This is a genomic window from Kitasatospora sp. NPDC048365 (assembly GCF_043200835.1).
Taxonomy (GTDB): Bacteria; Actinomycetota; Actinomycetes; order Streptomycetales; family Streptomycetaceae; genus Kitasatospora; species Kitasatospora terrestris.
On the sequence record NZ_JBICYJ010000015.1, the window covers coordinates 113,895 to 132,740 of the forward strand.

Consider the following 18,846-nt stretch of genomic DNA (forward strand, 5'->3'; position numbering starts at 1 on the left):
GTACCGCCCGTGGTCACCCGCCGATCTCGGGCGCGGTCCTCGCCGGGGTCTCGGCCAGGGCCGCCAGGGCGATCCGGACGCCCTCCGCCAGCTGGGTGTCGCGGCCGGCCGCCCAGTCCTGCGGGGCCACCACCACCTCGACGTCCGGGTCGATGCCGTGGTTCTCCACGCCCCAGCCGTACCCCTCCAGCCAGAAGGCGTACTTGGGCTGGGTCACCAGGGTGCCGTCGACCAGGTGGTACTTGCTGTCGATGCCGATGACGCCGCCCCAGGTGCGGGTGCCGACCACCGGGCCGATGCCCAGCGCCTGGATCGCCGCGTTGACGATGTCGCCGTCCGAGCCGGAGAACTCGTTGGCCAGCGCCACCACCGGCCCGCGCGGGGCGTCCGCCGGGTACGGCTCGGCCGCGTCGATGTCACGGGCCCGGTCCCAGCCGATGATCCTCCGGCCCAGCTTCTCGATGATCAGCTGCGAGGTGTGGCCGCCCCGGTTCTCCCGCAGGTCGACCACGACCCCCTCGCGCGCCATCTCGGCCCGCAGGTCGCGGTGGAGCTGCGCCCAGCCGGCGCTCTGCATGTCCGGCACGTGCAGGTACCCGAGCCGCCCGTCGGACAGCTCCCGCACCAGCTCCCGCCGGCCCGCGACCCAGTCGTGGTAGCGCAGCGCCTCCTCGTCGGCGAGCGGCACCACCACCGGGTGCCGCTCCCCGGTGCCGTCCTTGCCGACCACGGTGAGCTCCACCGGCTGCCCGGCGGTGCCGGCCAGCAGCGGGAACGGGCCCGCCACCGGGTCCACCGGCCGGCCGTTGACGGCCAGCACCGCGTCACCGGGCCGGATCGCGACGCCGGGCGCGGCCAGCGGCGAGCGCGCCCGCGGGTCCGAGGACTCGCCGGGCAGGACCCGCTCGACCCGCCACACCTCGCCGTCCCGCACCAGGTCGGCGCCGAGCAGGCCCTGCCGGCGGGCCGCCTCCGCGCCGCGCCCCGGCGGGATCACGTACGCGTGCGAGGTGCCCAGCTCGCCGACGGTCTCCCAGAGCAGGTCGACCAGGTCGGTGTGCGAGCCGACCCGCTCGACCAGCGGGCGGTAGCGCTCCAGGACGCCCGCCCAGTCGACGCCGCCGAGGTCCGCGCGCCAGAAGTTGTCGCGCATCAGCCGGCCGTTCTCGTCGAACATCTGCCGCCACTCGGCGGCCGGGTCGACGGTGACCCGGATCCGGTCCAGGTCCACGTCCAGGTCGTCGTCCTCGCCGGCCTTCCGGTCGGCGGGCACCACCCGCAGGTCGCTCTCGTCGAGGACGACGAGCCGCGCCCCGTCACCGCTGACCGCGAACCCGTCCAGCCCGCCGAGCAGCTGCTCGACCCGGCGCTTCTTCAGGTCGAAGCGCTCCAGCGCGGCCCTCGGCTCGTCGGCCTCCAGCGAGGACGCGGTGTCGCCGAGCTCGCCGACGAACGGGAGCCGGGTCCACAGCACGCCGTCCTTGGCGGCCCGCAGCGAGCCGAACCGGCCGCCCTCCACCGGGAAGGGGACGATCCGGTCGGCGATCCCGTCCAGGTCCACCCGGGTCGCCGGGTGCGCGGAGGCCTCGTCCTTCTTCTCGTCCTTCGGCTCGTCCTCGTCCCCGCCGAGGCCGAGCCCGGCCCGCTGCGGGCCGAACGGCGACGGGGTGTCGGCCGCCAGCGTGATCAGGTACGGCCGGGTGCCCGCCGGGAAGGACAGGTCGAAGACGTGCGCGTCGTACACCGGGTCGAAGTTGCGCACCGACAGGAACGCCAGGTGCTTCCCGTCCGCGGTGAAGGCCGGCGAGTAGTCGTGGAAGCGCTGCGGGGTCGCCTCGCTGACGGTCCGTGAGGTCAGGTCGGCCAGCATGATCTGGCGCAGCGCCCACGGGCCGAGCACCGGCTGCGACCAGGCCAGCCACGCCGAGTCCGGGCTGAACACCAGCCCGCTCACCTCGCCGTCGCCGCTGCGGGCCAGCTCGTGCACCGCGCCGTCGCTCAGCGCGACCAGCAGCACCCGGCCGTCGTGCGCGGCGACCGCCAGCAGCCTGCCGTCCGGGGAGACCTCCAGGGCCCGGACCCGGCCGAGCCGCCCGGCGGCCAGCCGCCGCCGCTCGGCCCCCAGTACGGCGGGCGCGTACTCGATCGCGTCGTCACCCTCGGCGTCGGTCACCCACACCGCGCCCTGCCCGCCGTCCTCGCCGGGCACCACCCGCACCTGCCGGGCCCGCACCCCGGCCGTCTCGTCCAGCACCCGGGACGGGCCCTCCCGGTGGGTCAGCCAGTGCACGGTGCCGCGCACCACCACGGCGCTGGCCCGGCCGGTCCGGTCCGGGGCGACCGAGTCGATCCGGCCGCCCGCCGACACCGGCCGCGGCTGGCGCAGCGTCCGGGGCCCCGCCGGGGTGAGCTCCAGCCGGCGCGGTTCGGCGCCCCGCAGGTCGTCCAGCAGCCAGACGTCACCGGCGCTGTACCAGACCACCCGGGTGCCGTCGGTGGACGCGCCGCGGGCGTAGAACCCGCCGTCCGTGTGCCGGCGCAGGTCACCGCCGTCGGGAAGGCTGGAGTACAGCTGCCCGACGCCCTCGTGGTCCGACAGGAACGCCACCCGCTCGCCCACCCACAGCGGCGACTCCAGGTGCCCGTCCAGGTCCGCGTGCAGCCGGGCGAACTCCGTCGTACCGATCCACAGCTTGCCCGTCTGCCCGCCGCGGTAGCGCTTCCACATCGCGGGCTCCCGGCCGAACGCCGACACCAGCAGCGTCCGCTCCCCGCCCGGCTCCTGCGCCAGCCCGCTCACCGGGCCGTACGGCAGCCGCTCGGCGGGGCCGCCGTCCAGCGGCACGGCGAACGCCCAGGTGCGGCGGATCGTCGCCTGCCCGCCGGTGGTCGTCGCCACCGGCCGGCCGTCCGCCGTCCAGCCGCGCACCGCCGTGAACGGGCTGCCCCAGAACGTCAGGCGCCGGGACGGGCCGCCGTCCACCGGCGCGACGTGCACCTCCGGCGCGCCGTCCCGCATCGAGGTGAAGGCGATGTGCCGACCGTCCGGCGAGAACCTCGGGTGCGCCACCGGCACCTGGTCCGCCGTCAGCCGCCAGGCCCGCCCACCCGCCACCGGGGCCAGCCAGACATCGTCCTCGGCAACGAAGGTGACCAGGTCACCGTGCACATGGGGATGGCGCAGGTAGCCGCGCTGAGAATCTGTCACATCCGCCACCATAGGCAGCCGGGGACGGTCCGGCCACGAATTCCGGCGTTCCGGAACGGCGCGCTACGCCCAGCGGCCGGTGCGGCCCAGCAGCAGGGCGCCCGCCGCGACACCCGCCGTGGACGTCCGCAGCACCGACGGCCCGAGCCGGTACGGCTGCGCACCCGCCTCGGCGAAGGCCGCCAGCTCCTCCGGGGCGACCCCGCCCTCCGGGCCGACGACCAGCACGATGTCCCCGCCGACCGGCAGCTCCGCCGCGGCCAGCGGTGCCGCGCCCTCCTCGTGCAGCACCGCGGCCAGCGCCGCCTGCTCCAGCAACGGGACCAGCTGACGGGTCGTCATCGCCTCGCGCACCTCGGGGAAGCGCAGCCGCCGCGACTGCTTGCCCGCCTCCCGCGCGGTCGCCCGCCACTTGGCCAGCGCCTTGGCGCCCCGGTCGCCCTTCCACTGGGTGATGCACCGGGACGCCGACCACGGGATCACCACGTCCACGCCGACCTCGGTCATCGTCTCGACGGCCAGCTCACCGCGGTCGCCCTTCGGCAGGGCCTGCACCACGACGATCCGCGGGCTCGGCTCCGGCTCCTCGCGGACCTCCGCCACGGCGACGTCCAGCGCGTCCTTGCCGTGCACGGCGGCGACCGTCCCGAACACGCCGAGCCCCAGCCCGTCCGCCAGCGTCACCGCCTCACCGGCCTCCAGCCGCTTCACCGCAACGGCGTGCCGCCCCTCCGCCCCCTCCAGACGCACCGTCGCCCCCGGCGCGACCCCGGCCAGCAGGGCGGTCTCGACGACGAACACCGGCGCAGTCATGACGAAGTACCTCTCTCGATGCGTAACGACAACAGGGCTCGGGGAACTGCGAGGCCGACCTCACAGTTCCCCGAGCCCCTGGAACGAGCTCCTACCGGCCGTTGAAGGCGTCCTTCAGGCGGGAGAACAGCCCCTGCTGGCCCGGCGCGAACTGGCCCGACGGACGCTCCTCCCCGCGCAGCATGGAGAGCCGCCGCAGCAGCTCCTCCTGCTCCGGGTCGAGCTTGGTCGGCGTCTGCACCTCGACATGCACTATCAGGTCGCCCCGGCCGCCCCCGCGCAGGTGCGTGATGCCGCGACCGTGCAGCGGGATCGACTGGCCGCTCTGGGTGCCGGGCCGGATGTCGACCTCCTCCAGCCCGTCGAGGGTCTGCAGCGGCACCTGGGTGCCGAGCGCGGCGGCGGTCATCGGGATGGTCACCGTGCAGTGCAGGTCGTCCCCGCGCCGCTGGAACACCTGGTGGGCGGTCTCGGCGATCTCGACGTAGAGGTCACCGGCGGGGCCGCCGCCGGGGCCGACCTCGCCCTCGCCGGCCAGCTGGATCCGGGTGCCGTTGTCGACACCGGCGGGGATCTTCACGGTCAGCGTGCGGCGGGCCCGGACGCGGCCGTCGCCGGCGCACTCGGGGCACGGGGTGGGCACCACGGTGCCGAAGCCCTGGCACTGCGGGCAGGGGCGGGAGGTCATGACCTGGCCCAGGAAGGACCGGGTGACCTGGGAGACCTCGCCCTTGCCGCGACACATGTCACAGGTCTGCGCGGAGGTGCCGGGGGCGGCGCCCTCGCCGTTGCAGGTGGTGCAGGTGACGGCGGTGTCGACCTGGAGTTCCTTGGTGGTGCCGAAGGCGGCCTCCTCCAGGGTGATCTCCAGGCGGATCATGGCGTCCTGGCCGCGGCGCGTCCGGGAGCGCGGACCGCGCTGGCCGGAGGCGGCGCCGAAGAAGGCGTCCATGATGTCGGAGAAGCCGAAGCCCGCCGCGCCCGCGCCGAACCCGCCCGCGCCGCCGCCGTTGGGCGACAGCGGGTCGCCGCCGAGGTCGTAGACCTGGCGCTTCTGCGGATCGGAGAGCACCTCGTAGGCGGCGTTGATCTCCTTGAACCGCTCCTGCGTCTTCGGGTCGGGGTTGACGTCCGGGTGCAGTTCGCGTGCGAGGCGTCGGAACGCCTTCTTGATCTCGTCCTGCCCCGCGTCGCGTCGGACGCCGAGTACCGCGTAGTAGTCCGTGGCCACCAAATGCTCCGGTTTGTTCCGCCTCTAGAAGTGCTTGCGATCGACTGCGCCGGCTCTGACCGGCATCCCTGCTACGACTCGGCCAGGATCTGACCCACGTACCGTGCCACCGCTCGCACCGCCCCCATTGTGCCCGGGTAATCCATCCGGGTCGGACCGATCACCCCGAGCTTTGCCACGCTCTGGTCGCCCGAACCGTAACCGACCGAGACCATCGAGGTGGAATTGAGCCCCTCGTACGCGATCTCGTGGCCGATCCGGACCGTCATCCCGGACTCCGCCGTCTCACCCAGGAGGCGGAGCAGGACGACCTGCTCCTCGAGCGCCTCCAGCACGGGCTGGACGGTGAGCGGGAAGTCGTGGCCGAAGCGGGTCAGGTTGGCGGTACCCGCCAGCATGATCCGCTCCTCGTTCTGCTCGGCGAGGGTCTCGAAGAGGGTGGCGAGCACGGCGCTGACGATCGGCCGTTCGACCTGCTCGAAGCCGGACGGCAGATCCTCCAGGATCACCGGGACCTCGGGCAGCGGACAGCCGCCGGCCATGCCGTTGAGCTTGGCGCGCAGGTCGCCGAGCAGGGTCTCGCCCACCGTGCCGGGACAGTCGACCAGCCGCTGCTCGACCCGGCCGGTGTTGGTGATCAGCACCAGCATCAGCTTGGTCGGGGTGATGGCGACCAACTCGATGTGCCGCACCGTGGAGCGGGTCAGCGAGGGGTACTGGACGACGGCGACCTGCCGGGTCAGCTGGGCGAGCAGCCGCACCGTGCGGGCGACCACGTCGTCCAGGTCGACGGCGCCCTCCAGGAAGTGCCGGATGGCGCGCCGCTCGGGCGCGGACATCGGCTTGACCTCGGCGAGCCGGTCGACGAACAGCCGGTAGCCCTTGTCGGTGGGGATCCGGCCCGCGCTGGTGTGCGGCTGCTGGATGTACCCGTCCTCCTCCAGCGCGGCCATGTCGTTGCGCACGGTGGCCGGGGAGACGCCCAGGTTGTGCCGCTCGACCAGGGCCTTGGAGCCGACCGGCTCCTCGGTGCCCACGTAGTCCTGGACGATCGCGCGCAGCACCGCGAGCCGCCGCTCGTCGAGCGGGCGGACAGACGGGCGGGCGTCGAACCGCCGAGCCTCGGGCTTGCCGTCCTCGGGCATGGCACGCACCTCCGTCTTCGTCCGTTGACCTGGTAGCCGTCCCCCGTCTGGCACTCCGGAAGGCAGAGTGCCAGGACCGTACCAGCCAGTGTAAGGCCCGGGTCCGACGGCAGGAACGGCCCGGCCACGTGATCCTCGTCCGAGTGGCAGCATCGAAGTCAGAAGGCACCTGAGGAGGAAGCGGCGATGTCGACGTCACAGCACTCCCGGTTCGCGCCCGACCGCGGCCTGACCGGGCGGATGGTCACCACGATGTTCCTGATCGGCCTGGTGTACGTGGGTTTCACCGGGCTGCTGATCGTGCTGCTGCGCGGCGCGTGGCCGCTGATCGTCCTGATCTCGGGCGGCCTGTTCGTCGCCCAGTTCTGGTTCAGCGACAAGATCACCGAACGGGCGATGGGCGCCCACGAGGTGACGCCCGAGCAGTACCCGCAGCTGCACGGCGCCGTCGACCGGCTCTGCGCCCTGGCCGACATGCCCAAACCCCGGGTGGCGGTCGCCGACAACGACATGCCGAACGCCTTCGCCACCGGCCGCAAACCCGAGAAGTCCGTGGTCTGCGTCACCACCGGCCTGCTGCGCCGGCTCGAACCGGAGGAGCTGGAGGGCGTCCTCGCCCACGAGCTCTCGCACGTCGCCCACCGGGACGTCGCGGTGATGACGGTGGCCGGATTCCTGGGCGTGCTGGCCGGGGCGATCACCCGGATGGCCCTGTACGGCGGATTCGTCGGCTCCAACCGGAACAGCAACGACTCCAACGCCGCAATCGCGGCACTGATCGTCCCGCTGGTGGCCATGGTGGTGTACGCGATCAGCTTCCTGCTCACCCGGCTGCTCTCCCGCTACCGGGAACTCGCCGCCGACCGGGCCGCCGCCCAGCTGACCGGCCGGCCCAGCGCGCTGGCCTCCGCCCTGACCAAGGTCAGCGGGCAGATCGCCGCCATCCCCACCAAGGACCTGCGCCAGGCCCAGCCGTACAACGCCTTCTACTTCGCCCCCGCGCTGAGCGCCCGCGAGGCCGCCGGCCAGCTGTTCTCCACCCACCCGACGCTGGAGCGGCGGCTGGAGCAGCTGGAGAAGATCTCCACCGAACTCGGCCACTGAAGCCGACCTGAACCCGGCCGGCCCGGCCACCGAGCCCCGATCCGCGAGGATCGGTCCTCGCGGACCCGAGAGGACCTGAGATGGGATTCCTGGACGCCCTGTTCGGCCGCTCCAAGCCGGTCAAGCCCGACCTGGACCAGCTGTTCGCCGTCCCCTCCGCCGCGCTCACCCTGGAGGCCGCGTCCGGCTTCCGGCCGACCGGTCTCGGGTCGGTGTGCTTCGCCGCCGTCGAGGGCGGGGCGTTCGCCGACGTCCAGACGCAGGTCCGCGAGCTCCTGGACGCCGACACCGCGCGCGGCGGCGTCCCGGTCGAGGTCTCCCAGGACTCCTACGGCTACACCTGGCTGCTCGCCCGCCACACCCCCGAGGAGATCGCCGACCTGGTCAACGACCTGCACGCGGTCAACAGCGAGCTGGAGGCGAACGGCTTCGGACCGCAGCTGCTCTGCTCGATCGTCGCGTTCCGCAACCCCGCGGGGCAGTCCCTCGGCCTGGTCTACCTCTACAAGCGCGGCACCTTCTACCCGTTCGCCCCGATGCCGGGCGGCGGCGAGAAGCGCAACAGCCCGGTCGAGCTCCAGGCCAAGGGCCTGCTCACCAACGACCTCCGGGTCGAACAGGACCTCTCCCGCTGGTTCCCCGTCTGGGGCGCCCCGGGCCTGACGGACTAGCCCCTCACGCCGGCCCGGGCCGGGCCGGTGGCAGGTGCGGGCACGGGCCCGCGTCCGGGGCGACCGTGGAGCGGGCCGGCCACGGCGGGAAGTCGGGCGCCGGCAGGCCGGCGGCCAGCGCGTTCCACCGGTCCACCCAGGGCTGCGCCAGCTCCGGACAGCACCACACCCGGTTCCAGCCCCAGTACCAGCCGTCCGCCCGCACCCTCTGCACCGCCGGGCTGTGGACGCCCTTGACCCGGAAGTTCTCCAGGTGCCGCCGGAAAATGATCAGGGAGATCTGCCGCCTGCGCCCACCGCGGTGGACCCCGATCACCTGCACCTGCTCGTCCTCGTCCGCGTAGCGGGGAGGCACCACCCACAGCCTCGCCCCCGGAGCGAAGTGCTTCAGCCCCGACTCCGTTCGGGCACCGCCGGGCCCGTGCGTGGTCGACCGGGCCACATTGGCCACCACGCCCCACTCCAGGGGCCCACCCGTCGCTTCGTCCGGTTCCGTCACACCGAGAAGTATCGACGGGCCGCGTCGCGGGCCGCCGCCCGCCTCCGGGTATTCCCTCGCCGCCGCTTCCCCGGCCGGACTAGAGTCCGCCCGTGACCGATTGGGACCTTCTGGAAGCCGCCGCCCCCTCCGCCGAGTCCGTCGCGGTGGCGAGTGCCGCACTGCGCTCGCCCGACCCGGTGGAGCGCGACGAGCGGGCCTACCCGCTGCTGGCGCGCTGGGTGCCCGAGCTGGCGCCCGAGGCGCGACTGGCCCTCGGGGACGAGCTGGCCGAACGCTTCGACGATCCGGAGATCCAGGCCCGGACGTTCGCACCCCTGGTCCTGGCGAAGCTCGTCCGGGCCGGTGCGTACCGGCCGCAGTGGCTGGCGGCGTTCGGCCGCTGGTACCCCGCCGAGACCGACCTGCGCGGGTGGGACCCGGCGCTGGGGTGGCTGCACGCGGTCGCGCACGGCGCCGACCTGCTGCGCGCCTTCGGCGAGCACCCCGAGGTGGACCCGGCCGAGCCGCTCGCCCTCGGCGCAGCCCGACTGCTCGCACCGACCGACCACGTGTGGGACGCGATGGAGGACGACCGGCTCGGCTTCGCGCTGGCCCTCACCCTGACCCGCGAGGAGCTGGCCGAGGACCGGGCGGTGGCCTGGCTGGACCGGATCGCGGAGGTCTTCGCCACCGGCGAGCCCGGCCCGATGCCGCCGTTCGCCTCCAACACGCTGCGCACCCTGCGCGTGCTCTACCTGCTCGCCGACCGCGGGGTCCGCCCGGACTGGGTCGGTGGCGAGGTACGGGCGCTCCCCCACGGCGAGGCGGTCAAGCAGCGGATCGCCGAGGTACTGGCGATCGCCGCGCCCTACCCGGGGTGAGGGCAGGCCGGTGCGAGGTGTGTGGGGTGCAGGTGTGTGGGGTGCGCCGGGTGTGCGGGTCTCCCGGGTGACGGCCGGTCAGCGGCCGTAGACTCGGTCAGATGCGCAGCAGGAGTTACGGGCCGGATCTGACCCCGCCGTGGAAGAAGCAGCAGCCCGCGCCCGAGGTGGCGGCCGAACGCGACCTGGTCGTGGAGGAAGCTGCCACCGGGTTCTGCGGGGCGGTGGTGCGCTGCGAGCGGACCGCCGAGGGCTGGACCGTGACCCTGGAGGACCGCTTCGGCAAGCACCGGGTCTTCCCCCTGACGGACCGCGGCTTCCTGCTGGAGGGCCGGGTGGTGACCCTGGTGCGGCCGACCGCTCCGGCGCCGGCCCGCGGGCCGGGCCTGACCGCCTCCGGTTCGGTCGCCGTCCCGGGGGCCCGGGCGCGGGTCGCCCGGGAGTCGCGGATCTACGTGGAGGGCCGGCACGACGCCGAGCTGGTCGAGCGGGTCTGGGGCGACGACCTGCGGATCGAGGGCGTGGTGGTCGAGTACCTGGAGGGCATCGACGACCTGCCCGCGATCGTCGCCGAGTTCGCCCCGGGCCCTGGCCGGCGGCTCGGCGTGCTGGTCGACCACCTGCTGCCCGGCACCAAGGAGCACCGGATCGCCGCCCGGGTGACCGGCGACCACGTGCTGGTCGTCGGCCACCCGTACATCGACATCTGGCAGGCCGTGAAGCCGTCCAGCGTCGGCATCCCCGGCTGGCCGGACGTGCCCTTCGAGGAGGACTGGAAGCAGGGCATCTGCCGCCGCCTCGGCTGGCCGGTGGACACCCCGGCCGCCTGGAAGCGCATCCTCGCCTCGGTGAACTCCTACAAGGACCTGGAACCGGCCCTGCTGGGCCGCGTCGAGGAGCTGATCGACTTCACGACAGAGCCGGGTCAATGACCACCCGGGTCGGCCCTCGGAGTCGGTGACCGTGTGTCAGCCGGCGGCCTCGACCACCCGGACCACCGGCGGCACGCAGCTCGGCAGGGTGTCGACGACCCTGGTGGTGAAGGCCGACGGGCCTTCGGGCCGCGGCTGACCGAAGTTCTGAACGATCACCAGCAGGGTGGCGCCCGCCGGGATCCGGGCGGGGTCGATCCGGACGGTGCGCCGGTCGTCCTCCGGATGCTCGACGTCGGACCCGGGCCGTCCCCTTCACTCCCTACTTGGCCGCAGCCGCGCCGAGCGTTTCATCGCTCACCCGCAGGAGTGAGGGGACCGGTCCGCCGTCAGTCGACCAGGTCGCGGACCACGCCGTCGGCCAGCAGGCGTCCGCGCAGGGTGAGCGCGGCCCGGCCGTCGGCGAAGGCGTCCTCGTCCAGCAGGCCGTCGGCCACCGCGCGTTCGGCGGCGGCGCGGCCGTCGGCGGTGAGCAGGGTGAGCGGGCAGCCGTCGACCAGGCGCAGTTCCAGCAGGATCCGCTCGACCCGGCGGTCCTCCTCGGCGAGCACCTCGCGGGCGAGCGCCGGGGTGCGGCCCTCCGCGAGGGCCTGGGCGTAGGCGGCCGGGTGCTTGGCGTTCCACCAGCGGACGCCGCCGACGTGGCTGTGCGCGCCCGGTCCGGCGCCCCACCAGTCGGCGCCGGTCCAGTACAGCTCGTTGTGGCGGCAGCGGCCGGCGTCGGTGGTGGCCCAGTTGGAGACCTCGTACCAGGAGTAGCCGGCGGCGGCGAGCGCCTGCTCGGCGATCAGGTAGCGGTCGGCGTGCACGTCGTCGTCGATCATCGGCAGTTCGCCGCGCTTGACCCGGGCGGCCAGTCGGGTGCCGTCCTCGACGATCAGCGAGTAGGCGGAGACGTGGTCGGGCCCGGCGCCGATCGCGGCGTCCAGCGAGGCCCGCCAGTCGTCGTCGGACTCGCCGGGGGTGCCGTAGATCAGGTCGAGGTTGACGTGCTCGAAGCCGGCCGCGCGGGCCTCGGCGACGCAGGCCTCGGGGCGGCCGGGGGTGTGGTGCCGGTCGAGCAGCTGCAGGACGTGCGGGCGGGCGCTCTGCATGCCGAAGGAGAGCCGGTTGTAGCCGCCCTCACGGAGTTCCGCCAGGTAGGCGGGGTCGACCGACTCGGGGTTGGCCTCGGTGGTGACCTCCGCGCCGTCGGCGAGGCCGAACTCCTCGCGGATCGCGGCGAGCATCCGGACCAGGTCGCGGGCGGGCAGCAGGGTGGGCGTGCCGCCGCCGAGGAAGACGGTCTGCACCGGCAGGTCGGCGTCGCCGAGCACCTTGCGGGCGAGCCGGACCTCGGCGATCAGGTTGTCGGCGTAGGTCTCCTGCGAGGCGACCGCGCCGGAGCTGCGGAGCTCGGTGGCGGTGTAGGTGTTGAAGTCGCAGTAGCCGCAGCGGCTGGCGCAGTACGGCACGTGGACATAGAAGCCGAACGGTCGCGAGCCGAGCCCACGGAGCGCGTGGGCGGGCAGGGAACCGTCGGACGGCACCGGGTCGCCGTCGGGAAGTGCGGAGGGCATGCCCCCATTGTCCGGTACGGCTCACCGATCTCGGAAAGCCGTACCGGACGGGCGGGATCAGGCCTCGTTGGCGCCGGCGTACATCCCGGCCACCGCGTCCGCGTAGGTCTTCTCGACCACCGGGCGCTTGATCTTGAGGCTGGGGGTGAGTTCGCCGTGCTCGACGTCCAGGTCGCGCGGGAGCAGGTGGAACTTCTTCACCGTCTGCCAGCGCTGCAGCTCGCCGTTGAGCCGCTGGACGAAGCCGTCGATCAGCGCGACGGTCTCCGGGGCGGCGGACACCTCGGCGTAGGACTTGCCGGCCAGGCCGTGCTCGGCGGCCCACGGCATGATCACCGTCTCGTCGAGGGCGATCAGCGCGGTACAGAAGTTGCGGCCGTTGCCGATCACCAGGACGTTCGAGACGAACGGGCAGATCGCCTTGAACTTGCCCTCGACCTCGCTGGGTGCGACGTACTTGCCGCCGGAGGTCTTGAACAGGTCCTTCTTGCGGTCGGTGATCCGCAGGAAGCCGTCCGGGGAGAGCTCGCCGATGTCCTCGGTGTGGAACCAGCCGTCGGCCTCCAGCACCTCGGCGGTCTTCTCCGGGAGGTTGTGGTAGCCGCGCATGATGCCGGGGCCGCGGAGCAGGATCTCGCCGTCCTCGGCGATCCGGACCTCGGTGCCGGGCAGCGGACGGCCGACGGTGCCGACCCGGATGTCCTCGGCGCGGTTGACGCAGGAACCCGCGCTGGTCTCGCTCAGGCCGTAGCCCTCCAGGATCGGCACGCCGGCGCCGACGAAGAAGTAGCCGATCTCCGGGGCGAGCGCCGCCGAGCCGGAGACCGCGCCGCGCAGCCGGCCGCCGAACGCGGCACGGATCTTGGCGTACACCAGCTTGTCGGCGAGCGAGTGCTGCAGGCCGAGCGCGAACGGCACGCTGTCGCGGCCGGTAGCGACCCGGTTGGCCTGGGTGGTGCGGGCATAGTCGCGGGCGACCTTGGCGGCCCACAGGAAGATCTTGTACTTGGCGCCGCCCTCGGCTCTGGCCCGGCCGGCGATGCCGTTGTAGACCTTCTCGAAGATGCGCGGCGCCGAGGCCATGATGGTCGGCTTGATCGCGGGCAGGTTGTGGATGATCCGGTCGACCCGGCCGTCCACGGCCATCACGTGGCCGGTGGCGATCTGGCCGGAGATCAGCGTCTTGCCGAAGACGTGCGACAGCGGCAGCCACATGAACTGCACGTCGTCGGCGGCCAGCAGGCCGCTCTCCTCCTGGGCGATGCCCTCGTACGCCCAGCAGTCGTGCACCAGGCGCACGCCCTTGGGGCGGCCGGTGGTGCCGGAGGTGTAGATGAGGGTGGCGAGCTGCTCCTTGTCGAGGGCGTCGACCGCCTTCTCGATCGCGTCGGGGTGCTCGGCCAGGTACGCGGCGCCGCGCTTCTCCAGCTCGGCGAGGGTGAGCACCTCCAGGCCGTCGTGGACCGGCAGCTCGTCCGCCGCGTCGAAGAGGATCACCCAGCGCAGGTCCGGCAGCTGGGCCTTCTCCTCCGCCGCCTTCGCCAGCTGCTTGACGTCCTCCGCGAACAGCGCGCGGCTGCCGGAGTTCGCCAGGATGAAGGCGGTCTCGTCGGCGTTGGTGCTGGGGTAGATGGTGGTGGTCGCGGCCCCGGCGCACATGTTGCCCAGGTCGGCGAGGATCCACTCGACCCGGGTGGCGGAGGAGATCGACACCCGGTCCTCGGCCTCGATGCCCAGCGCCATCAGGCCGGCCGCCACGGCCTTGACCCGCTCGGCGGTCTGCGCCCAGGTCAGCGACCGCCACTGCTCGGCACCGGGAGCGCCGTCGGCGGCGTGCTCGTCGACCGGAACGGGGAAGCGGTACGCCTCGTGCTCCGGGGTGGCCTTTACCCTGCTGAGGAAGAGGTGGGCCACGGAGGGCGGACGCCGCTCGATCATGGACTGCGCGGAACTCAACGAGGACCTCCGGGGGGCGGCTTCGGTGACGGCTTTTAACCGGCGGGGCGGCTTATTAACCGGCGAGTAACAAGAGGAGTATCAGCAGCCTAGGGGGTAGTCGGCCGTTCCAAAAGGGGGTGAGCCCCGGTGGCACGCCCTTCGGGCGGCAGTGCACAGGTTTTCCACAGGTTCCGTAATTTGGGATGCGCGATTCACTTGACGACGACGAGAGTGTCACGGTGCTGATCCGACTGCTCCGGGCCCACCTGGGCCCCTACTCCAAACCCATCACCCTGCTGGTCCTCCTCCAGCTCGTCTCCACCCTCGGCATGCTCTATCTGCCGACCCTGAACGCCGACATCATCGACGACGGCGTGGTCAAGGGCGACACCGGCACCATCCTGCGCATCGGCGCGGTGATGGTCGGGGTCTCCCTCGCCCAGGTGGTCTGCCAGATCGGCGCCGTCTACTACAGCGCCCGCACCGCCATGGCGGTCGGCCGTGACATCCGCGCCTCGGTCTTCGACCGGGTGCAGAGCTTCTCCGCCAAGGAGCTCGGCCAGTTCGGCGCACCCTCGCTGATCACCCGTACCACCAACGACGTGCAGCAGGTCCAGATGCTGGTGCTGCTGGCATTCACCCTGATGGTCGCCGCGCCGATCATGTGCGTCGGCGGCATCGTGATGGCGCTCAACCAGGACGTGCCGCTGTCCGCGCTGCTGCTCGCCGTGGTGCCGCTGCTCGGCCTGGTGGTCGTGCTGCTGGTGCGCAAGCTGCGCCCGCAGTTCCGCGGCATGCAGGTCCGGATCGACGGCGTCAACCGGATCATGCGCGAGCAGATCACCGGCATCCGGGTCATCCGCGCCTTCGTGAAGGACGGCCACGAGCAGCGGCGCTTCGGCGACGCCAACGGCGAGCTGGCCGACTACTCGCTGCGCGTCGGCCGGCTGATGGCCCTGATGTTCCCGCTGGTCATGGGCGTGGTGAACGTCTCCAGCGTCGCCGTGCTCTGGTTCGGCGCGCACCGGATCGCCAGTGGCGGGATGCAGATCGGCGCGCTCACCGCGTTCCTGTCCTATCTGATGCAGATCCTGATGAGCGTCATGATGGCCACCTTCATGTTCATGATGGTGCCGCGCGCCGAGGTCTGCGCCGAGCGCATCCAGGAGGTGCTCTCCACCGAGACCAGCGTGGTGCCGCCCACCGCGCCCGTCTCCGAGCTGCTCGCCCGCGGCACCCTGGAGCTGCGTGCCGTCGACTTCCGCTACCCCGGCGCCGAGGCGCCGGTGCTCCGGGCCATCGACATCCACGCCCGCCCCGGCGAGACCACCGCCGTGATCGGCTCCACCGGCTCCGGCAAGTCCACCCTGCTCGGCCTGGTCCCGCGGCTGTTCGACGCCACCGGCGGCCAGGTGCTGGTCGGCGGCGTGGACGTCCGGGAGCTCGACGCCAAGCGCCTCGCCGATGCGATCGGCCTGGTCCCGCAGAAGCCGTACCTGTTCACCGGCACCGTCGCCTCCAACCTCCGGTACGGCAAGCCCGACGCCACCGACGAGGAGCTCTGGCGGGCCCTCGAGATCGCCCAGGCCAAGGACTTCGTCGAGCGCTTCGACGAGGGCCTGGACGCGCCGATCGCCCAGGGCGGCTCCAACGTCTCCGGCGGCCAGCGCCAGCGCCTGGCGATCGCCCGGGCGCTGGTCCGGCGGCCCGAGATCTACCTGTTCGACGACTCCTTCTCGGCGCTCGACTACGCCACCGACGCCAGGCTGCGCGCCGCGCTCGCCGAGGAGACCTCCGACGCCACCGTGGTGATCGTCGCCCAGCGGGTGTCCACCATCCGCGACGCCGACCGGATCATCGTCCTCGACGAGGGCGCCGTCGTCGGCTCCGGCACCCACGGCGAACTTATGGCCGACAACCCGACGTACCGGGAGATCGTGCTCTCCCAGCTCACCGAGCAGGAGGCGGCGTGACCACCCCGGAGAAGAAGCCCGCGGGCGCCGCGTCCAACTCGCAGGAGGCCGCCGCCCGCCGCGGCCCGGCCGGCCCCGGCCGGTTCATGGGCGGCCAGGGCACCGAGAAGTCCAAGGACTTCAAGGGCTCGACCAAGCGGATGCTCGGCATGCTCAAGACCGAGCGGCCGCTGCTGCTCGGCGTGCTCGGCCTCGGCACCGTGGCCGTCGGCTGCCAGGTGATCGGCCCCAAGCTGCTCGGCACCGCGACCAACCTGATCGTCGCCGGAAGCATCGGAGCGCAGACCCCGGCCGGGAAGACCAAGCAGCAGGTCATCGAGGCCCAGCAGGCAGCGGGCCAGGGCAAGACGGCCGACTTCTTCAGCTCGATCGACTTCACGCCCGGGCAGGGCATGGACTACGGCGCCATCGGCACCGTCCTGCTCTGGGTGCTCGGCGTCTACCTGGCCGCCACCCTCTTCGGCGTCTTCCAGGGCCGGCTCGCCGCCCTCGCCATCAACCGGGTGGTGTTCCGGCTCCGCGAGGAGGTCGAGGCGAAGCTGTCGCGGCTGCCGCTCAGCTACTTCGACAAGCAGCCGCGCGGCGAGGTGCTCAGCCGGGTCACCAACGACATCGACAACATCGGCCAGTCCATGCAGCAGACCATGGGCCAGGTGGTGAACTCGCTGCTCACCATCGTCGGCGTGCTCGCGATGATGTTCTGGATCTCCCCGCTGCTGGCGCTGATCGCGCTGATCTCGGTCCCGGTCTCGGTGGTGGTCGCGGCCAAGATGGGCAAGCGCGCCCAGCCGCAGTTCATCGCCCAGTGGAAGACCACCGGCACGCTCAACGCCCACATCGAGGAGATGTACACCGGGCACGCCCTGGTCAAGGTGTTCGGTCGGCAGGACGAGGCCGCCGAGATCTTCCGCAAGGAGAACGAGGCGTTGTACGCGTCCGCGTTCAAGGCACAGTTCATCTCCGGCATCATCCAGCCCGCGATGATGCTGGTCGGCAACATCAACTACGTGCTGGTCGCGGTGGTCGGCGGTCTGCGGGTGGCCTCCGGCGCGCTGTCCATCGGTGACGTGCAGGCGTTCATCCAGTACACGCGGCAGTTCAGCCAGCCGCTCAGCCAGGTCGCCTCGATGGCCAACCTGGTGCAGTCCGGCGTGGCCTCGGCCGAGCGGGTCTTCGAGCTGCTGGACGCCCCCGAGCAGTCGCCCGAGCCGCTCGCCCCCGAGCGCCCGGCGGAGCTGCACGGCCGGGTCGCGTTCGAGGACGTCTCGTTCCGCTACGACCCGGAGAAGCCGCTGATCGACGGCCTCTCGCTCAAGGTCGAGCCGGGCCACACGGTGGCGATCGTCGGCCCGACCGGCGCCGGCAAGACCACCATGGTCAACCTGCTGATGCGCTTCTACGAGGTCAGCGGTGGCCGAATCACCCTGGACGGGGTGGACATCGCCGCGATGTCCCGCGAGGAGCTGCGCTCCGGCATCGGCATGGTGCTGCAGGACACCTGGCTGTTCGGCGGCAGCATCGCCGAGAACATCGCGTACGGCGCCGACGGCGCCACCCGCGAGCAGGTGGTCGAGGCGGCGAGGGCGGCCCACGTGGACCGCTTCGTGCGCACCCTCCCCGACGGCTACGACACCGTGCTCGACGACGAGGGCACCGGCGTCAGCGCGGGCGAGAAGCAGCTGATCACCATCGCCCGGGCGTTCCTCGCCCAGCCGTCCATCCTGGTGCTGGACGAGGCGACCAGCTCGGTCGACACCCGGACCGAGGTGCTGATCCAACGGGCGATGGCCCGGCTGCGCAGCGGCCGGACCAGTTTCGTGATCGCCCACCGGCTCTCCACCATCCGGGACGCGGACGTGATCCTGGTGATGGAGAACGGTTCGATCGTCGAGCAGGGCAGCCACGACGAGCTGATCGCCGCTCAGGGGGCCTACCACCGGCTCTACCAGGCGCAGTTCGCTCAGGCGGTGGCCGAGGTCGACTGACGCCGCTCGGCCTGCGTCGCCAGGGGGAGGTCCGGTTCGCCGGCCTCCCCCTTCGCGCGCCTCGGCGCGGCGGCGGTGGAGCCCAGCGCGGTGGAGCCCAGGGCGATCGCCATGCCGACGATCTGCGGGGCGGTCAGCGACTGGCCGAGCGCGGCCCAGCCGATGACGGCGGCGGAGAGCGGGCTGAGCAGGCCGAGGAAGGCGACCGAGGCTGCGGGCAGCCGGCCGATCCCCTGGAACCACAGCCAGTAGCCGAGTGCGGTGTTGATCGCCGCCAGGTACAGGTAGCCGAGCAGGTTGGTGGCGGTCAGTGCGGGCGGGGCGCCCTCGGCCAGCAGCGCGACCGGGAGCAGCAGCAGGCCGCCGGCGGTGAGCTGCCAGCCGGTGAGGGTGAGCGGGCCGACGCCCTCGGGGCGGCCCCAGCGCTTGGTCAGCACAGTGCCGGCGGCCATCGCGGCGGCGCCGGCGAGGCCCGCCGCCAGGCCGATCGCGTCCAGTCGGGCGGTGGCCTTCAGCACCACCAGGGCGACGCCGAACACCCCGGTGACCCCGGCGAGCAGCTTGCGCGGGCCGATCCGCTCGCCGAGCAGCGGGATCGCCAGTCCGGCGGCGATCAGCGGCTGGACGGCGCCGAGGACCGCGGCGACGCCGCCGGGGAGGCGGTACGCGGAGACGAAGAGCAGGGCGAAGAAGACACCGATGTTGAGGGCGCCGAGCACGGCCGCCTTCCACCACCAGGCGCCCCGGGGCAGCTGCCGGGTGACGGCCAGCAGCACCAGTCCGGCGGGCAGCGCGCGCAGGGTCGCGGTCAGCAGCGGCCGCTCGGCGGGCAGGAACTCGGTGGTGACGGCGTAGGTGGAGCCCCAGGCGAGCGGGGCCAGCGCGGTCAGCAGCAGGGTGCGGGTACGCATGGCGAGTCCTTCCG

Annotated in this window: 15 protein-coding genes; 6 read left to right on the forward strand and 9 right to left on the reverse strand. The window is 72.7% G+C overall.

What is annotated here, in order from left to right; genetic code table 11:
* Positions 1-13: 13 nt before the first annotated feature.
* The 4 genes from ACGFX4_RS17645 to hrcA form a co-directional block, all read right to left on the reverse strand.
* Positions 14-3,208, reverse strand: coding sequence for a PDZ domain-containing protein (locus tag ACGFX4_RS17645; RefSeq protein ID WP_393074723.1), 3,195 nt, complete (start codon positions 3,206-3,208; stop codon positions 14-16).
* 63 nt (positions 3,209-3,271) lie between these two features.
* Positions 3,272-4,021 (reverse strand): 16S rRNA (uracil(1498)-N(3))-methyltransferase, encoded by a 750-nt coding sequence (locus ACGFX4_RS17650; RefSeq protein ID WP_393074725.1) that lies wholly within the window; start codon positions 4,019-4,021, stop codon positions 3,272-3,274.
* A gap of 91 nt (positions 4,022-4,112) precedes the next feature.
* The gene (gene dnaJ / locus ACGFX4_RS17655; protein ID WP_345696994.1) at positions 4,113-5,252 is read right to left on the reverse strand and encodes a molecular chaperone DnaJ; all 1,140 of its coding nucleotides are present in this window, start codon (positions 5,250-5,252) and stop codon (positions 4,113-4,115) included.
* Positions 5,253-5,323: 71 nt separating this feature from the next.
* Entirely contained in the window at positions 5,324-6,397 is a 1,074-nt protein-coding gene (hrcA, locus tag ACGFX4_RS17660; RefSeq protein ID WP_393074728.1) for a heat-inducible transcriptional repressor HrcA, read from the reverse strand.
* A gap of 186 nt (positions 6,398-6,583) precedes the next feature.
* On the opposite strand from hrcA, the gene htpX reads away from it, so the two are divergent.
* Both htpX and ACGFX4_RS17670 read left to right on the forward strand, forming a co-directional pair.
* Complete coding sequence (htpX, locus tag ACGFX4_RS17665; RefSeq protein ID WP_393074731.1) at positions 6,584-7,501, forward strand: zinc metalloprotease HtpX; 918 nt, start codon at positions 6,584-6,586, stop codon at positions 7,499-7,501.
* A gap of 80 nt (positions 7,502-7,581) precedes the next feature.
* Positions 7,582-8,172, forward strand: a complete 591-nt coding sequence (locus ACGFX4_RS17670) for a hypothetical protein (protein WP_393074733.1) — start codon at positions 7,582-7,584, stop codon at positions 8,170-8,172.
* 4 nt (positions 8,173-8,176) lie between these two features.
* Here ACGFX4_RS17670 and ACGFX4_RS17675 read toward each other — a convergent pair whose 3' ends face one another.
* Complete coding sequence (locus ACGFX4_RS17675; protein ID WP_393074735.1) at positions 8,177-8,527, reverse strand: hypothetical protein; 351 nt, start codon at positions 8,525-8,527, stop codon at positions 8,177-8,179.
* Positions 8,528-8,763: 236 nt separating this feature from the next.
* Here ACGFX4_RS17675 and ACGFX4_RS17680 point away from each other — a divergent pair, with 236 nt between their 5' ends.
* The gene (locus ACGFX4_RS17680; protein WP_393074737.1) at positions 8,764-9,534 is read left to right on the forward strand and encodes a DUF2785 domain-containing protein; all 771 of its coding nucleotides are present in this window, start codon (positions 8,764-8,766) and stop codon (positions 9,532-9,534) included.
* Between the two features lie 101 nt (positions 9,535-9,635).
* Positions 9,636-10,466, forward strand: coding sequence for a DUF3097 domain-containing protein (locus ACGFX4_RS17685; RefSeq protein WP_393074739.1), 831 nt, complete (start codon positions 9,636-9,638; stop codon positions 10,464-10,466).
* A gap of 36 nt (positions 10,467-10,502) precedes the next feature.
* Here the strand turns inward: ACGFX4_RS17685 and ACGFX4_RS17690 are convergent, their stop codons facing one another.
* From ACGFX4_RS17690 to ACGFX4_RS17700, 3 genes are all read right to left on the reverse strand, one after another.
* Positions 10,503-10,625 (reverse strand): hypothetical protein, encoded by a 123-nt coding sequence (locus tag ACGFX4_RS17690; protein WP_393074741.1) that lies wholly within the window; start codon positions 10,623-10,625, stop codon positions 10,503-10,505.
* A 170-nt stretch (positions 10,626-10,795) separates the two neighbouring features.
* Positions 10,796-12,025, reverse strand: a complete 1,230-nt coding sequence (gene hemW, locus ACGFX4_RS17695; protein WP_393074744.1) for a radical SAM family heme chaperone HemW — start codon at positions 12,023-12,025, stop codon at positions 10,796-10,798.
* Positions 12,026-12,082: 57 nt separating this feature from the next.
* Positions 12,083-13,981: an AMP-dependent synthetase/ligase gene (locus tag ACGFX4_RS17700; RefSeq protein ID WP_393074746.1), complete on the reverse strand. Its 1,899-nt coding sequence runs from the start codon at positions 13,979-13,981 to the stop codon at positions 12,083-12,085.
* 221 nt (positions 13,982-14,202) lie between these two features.
* On the opposite strand from ACGFX4_RS17700, the gene ACGFX4_RS17705 reads away from it, so the two are divergent.
* Positions 14,203-15,936, forward strand: a complete 1,734-nt coding sequence (locus tag ACGFX4_RS17705) for an ABC transporter ATP-binding protein (RefSeq protein WP_393074861.1) — start codon at positions 14,203-14,205, stop codon at positions 15,934-15,936.
* An 86-nt stretch (positions 15,937-16,022) separates the two neighbouring features.
* A complete protein-coding gene (locus ACGFX4_RS17710) occupies positions 16,023-17,921 on the forward strand; it encodes an ABC transporter ATP-binding protein (protein WP_393074864.1) in 1,899 nt (632 codons plus the stop codon).
* Here ACGFX4_RS17710 and ACGFX4_RS17715 read toward each other — a convergent pair.
* A complete protein-coding gene (locus tag ACGFX4_RS17715; RefSeq protein ID WP_393074748.1) occupies positions 17,897-18,832 on the reverse strand; it encodes an EamA family transporter in 936 nt (311 codons plus the stop codon). The genes ACGFX4_RS17710 and ACGFX4_RS17715 overlap by 25 nt on opposite strands.
* Between the last annotated feature and the right edge of the window lie 14 nt (positions 18,833-18,846).

Excerpts from the sequence above, each read along its gene's own strand:
- ACGFX4_RS17670 (WP_393074733.1), top strand. The coding sequence starts at position 7,582 with ATGGGATTCCTGGACGCCCTGTTCGGCCGCTCCAAGCCGGTCAAGCCC.
- ACGFX4_RS17650 (WP_393074725.1), bottom strand. The coding sequence starts at position 4,021 with ATGACTGCGCCGGTGTTCGTCGTCGAGACCGCCCTGCTGGCCGGGGTC.
- ACGFX4_RS17685 (WP_393074739.1), top strand. The coding sequence starts at position 9,636 with ATGCGCAGCAGGAGTTACGGGCCGGATCTGACCCCGCCGTGGAAGAAG.
- htpX (WP_393074731.1), top strand. The coding sequence starts at position 6,584 with ATGTCGACGTCACAGCACTCCCGGTTCGCGCCCGACCGCGGCCTGACC.
- hrcA (WP_393074728.1), bottom strand. The coding sequence starts at position 6,397 with ATGCCCGAGGACGGCAAGCCCGAGGCTCGGCGGTTCGACGCCCGCCCG.
- hemW (WP_393074744.1), bottom strand. The coding sequence starts at position 12,025 with ATGCCCTCCGCACTTCCCGACGGCGACCCGGTGCCGTCCGACGGTTCC.
- ACGFX4_RS17710 (WP_393074864.1), top strand. The coding sequence starts at position 16,023 with ATGGGCGGCCAGGGCACCGAGAAGTCCAAGGACTTCAAGGGCTCGACC.
- ACGFX4_RS17715 (WP_393074748.1), bottom strand. The coding sequence starts at position 18,832 with ATGCGTACCCGCACCCTGCTGCTGACCGCGCTGGCCCCGCTCGCCTGG.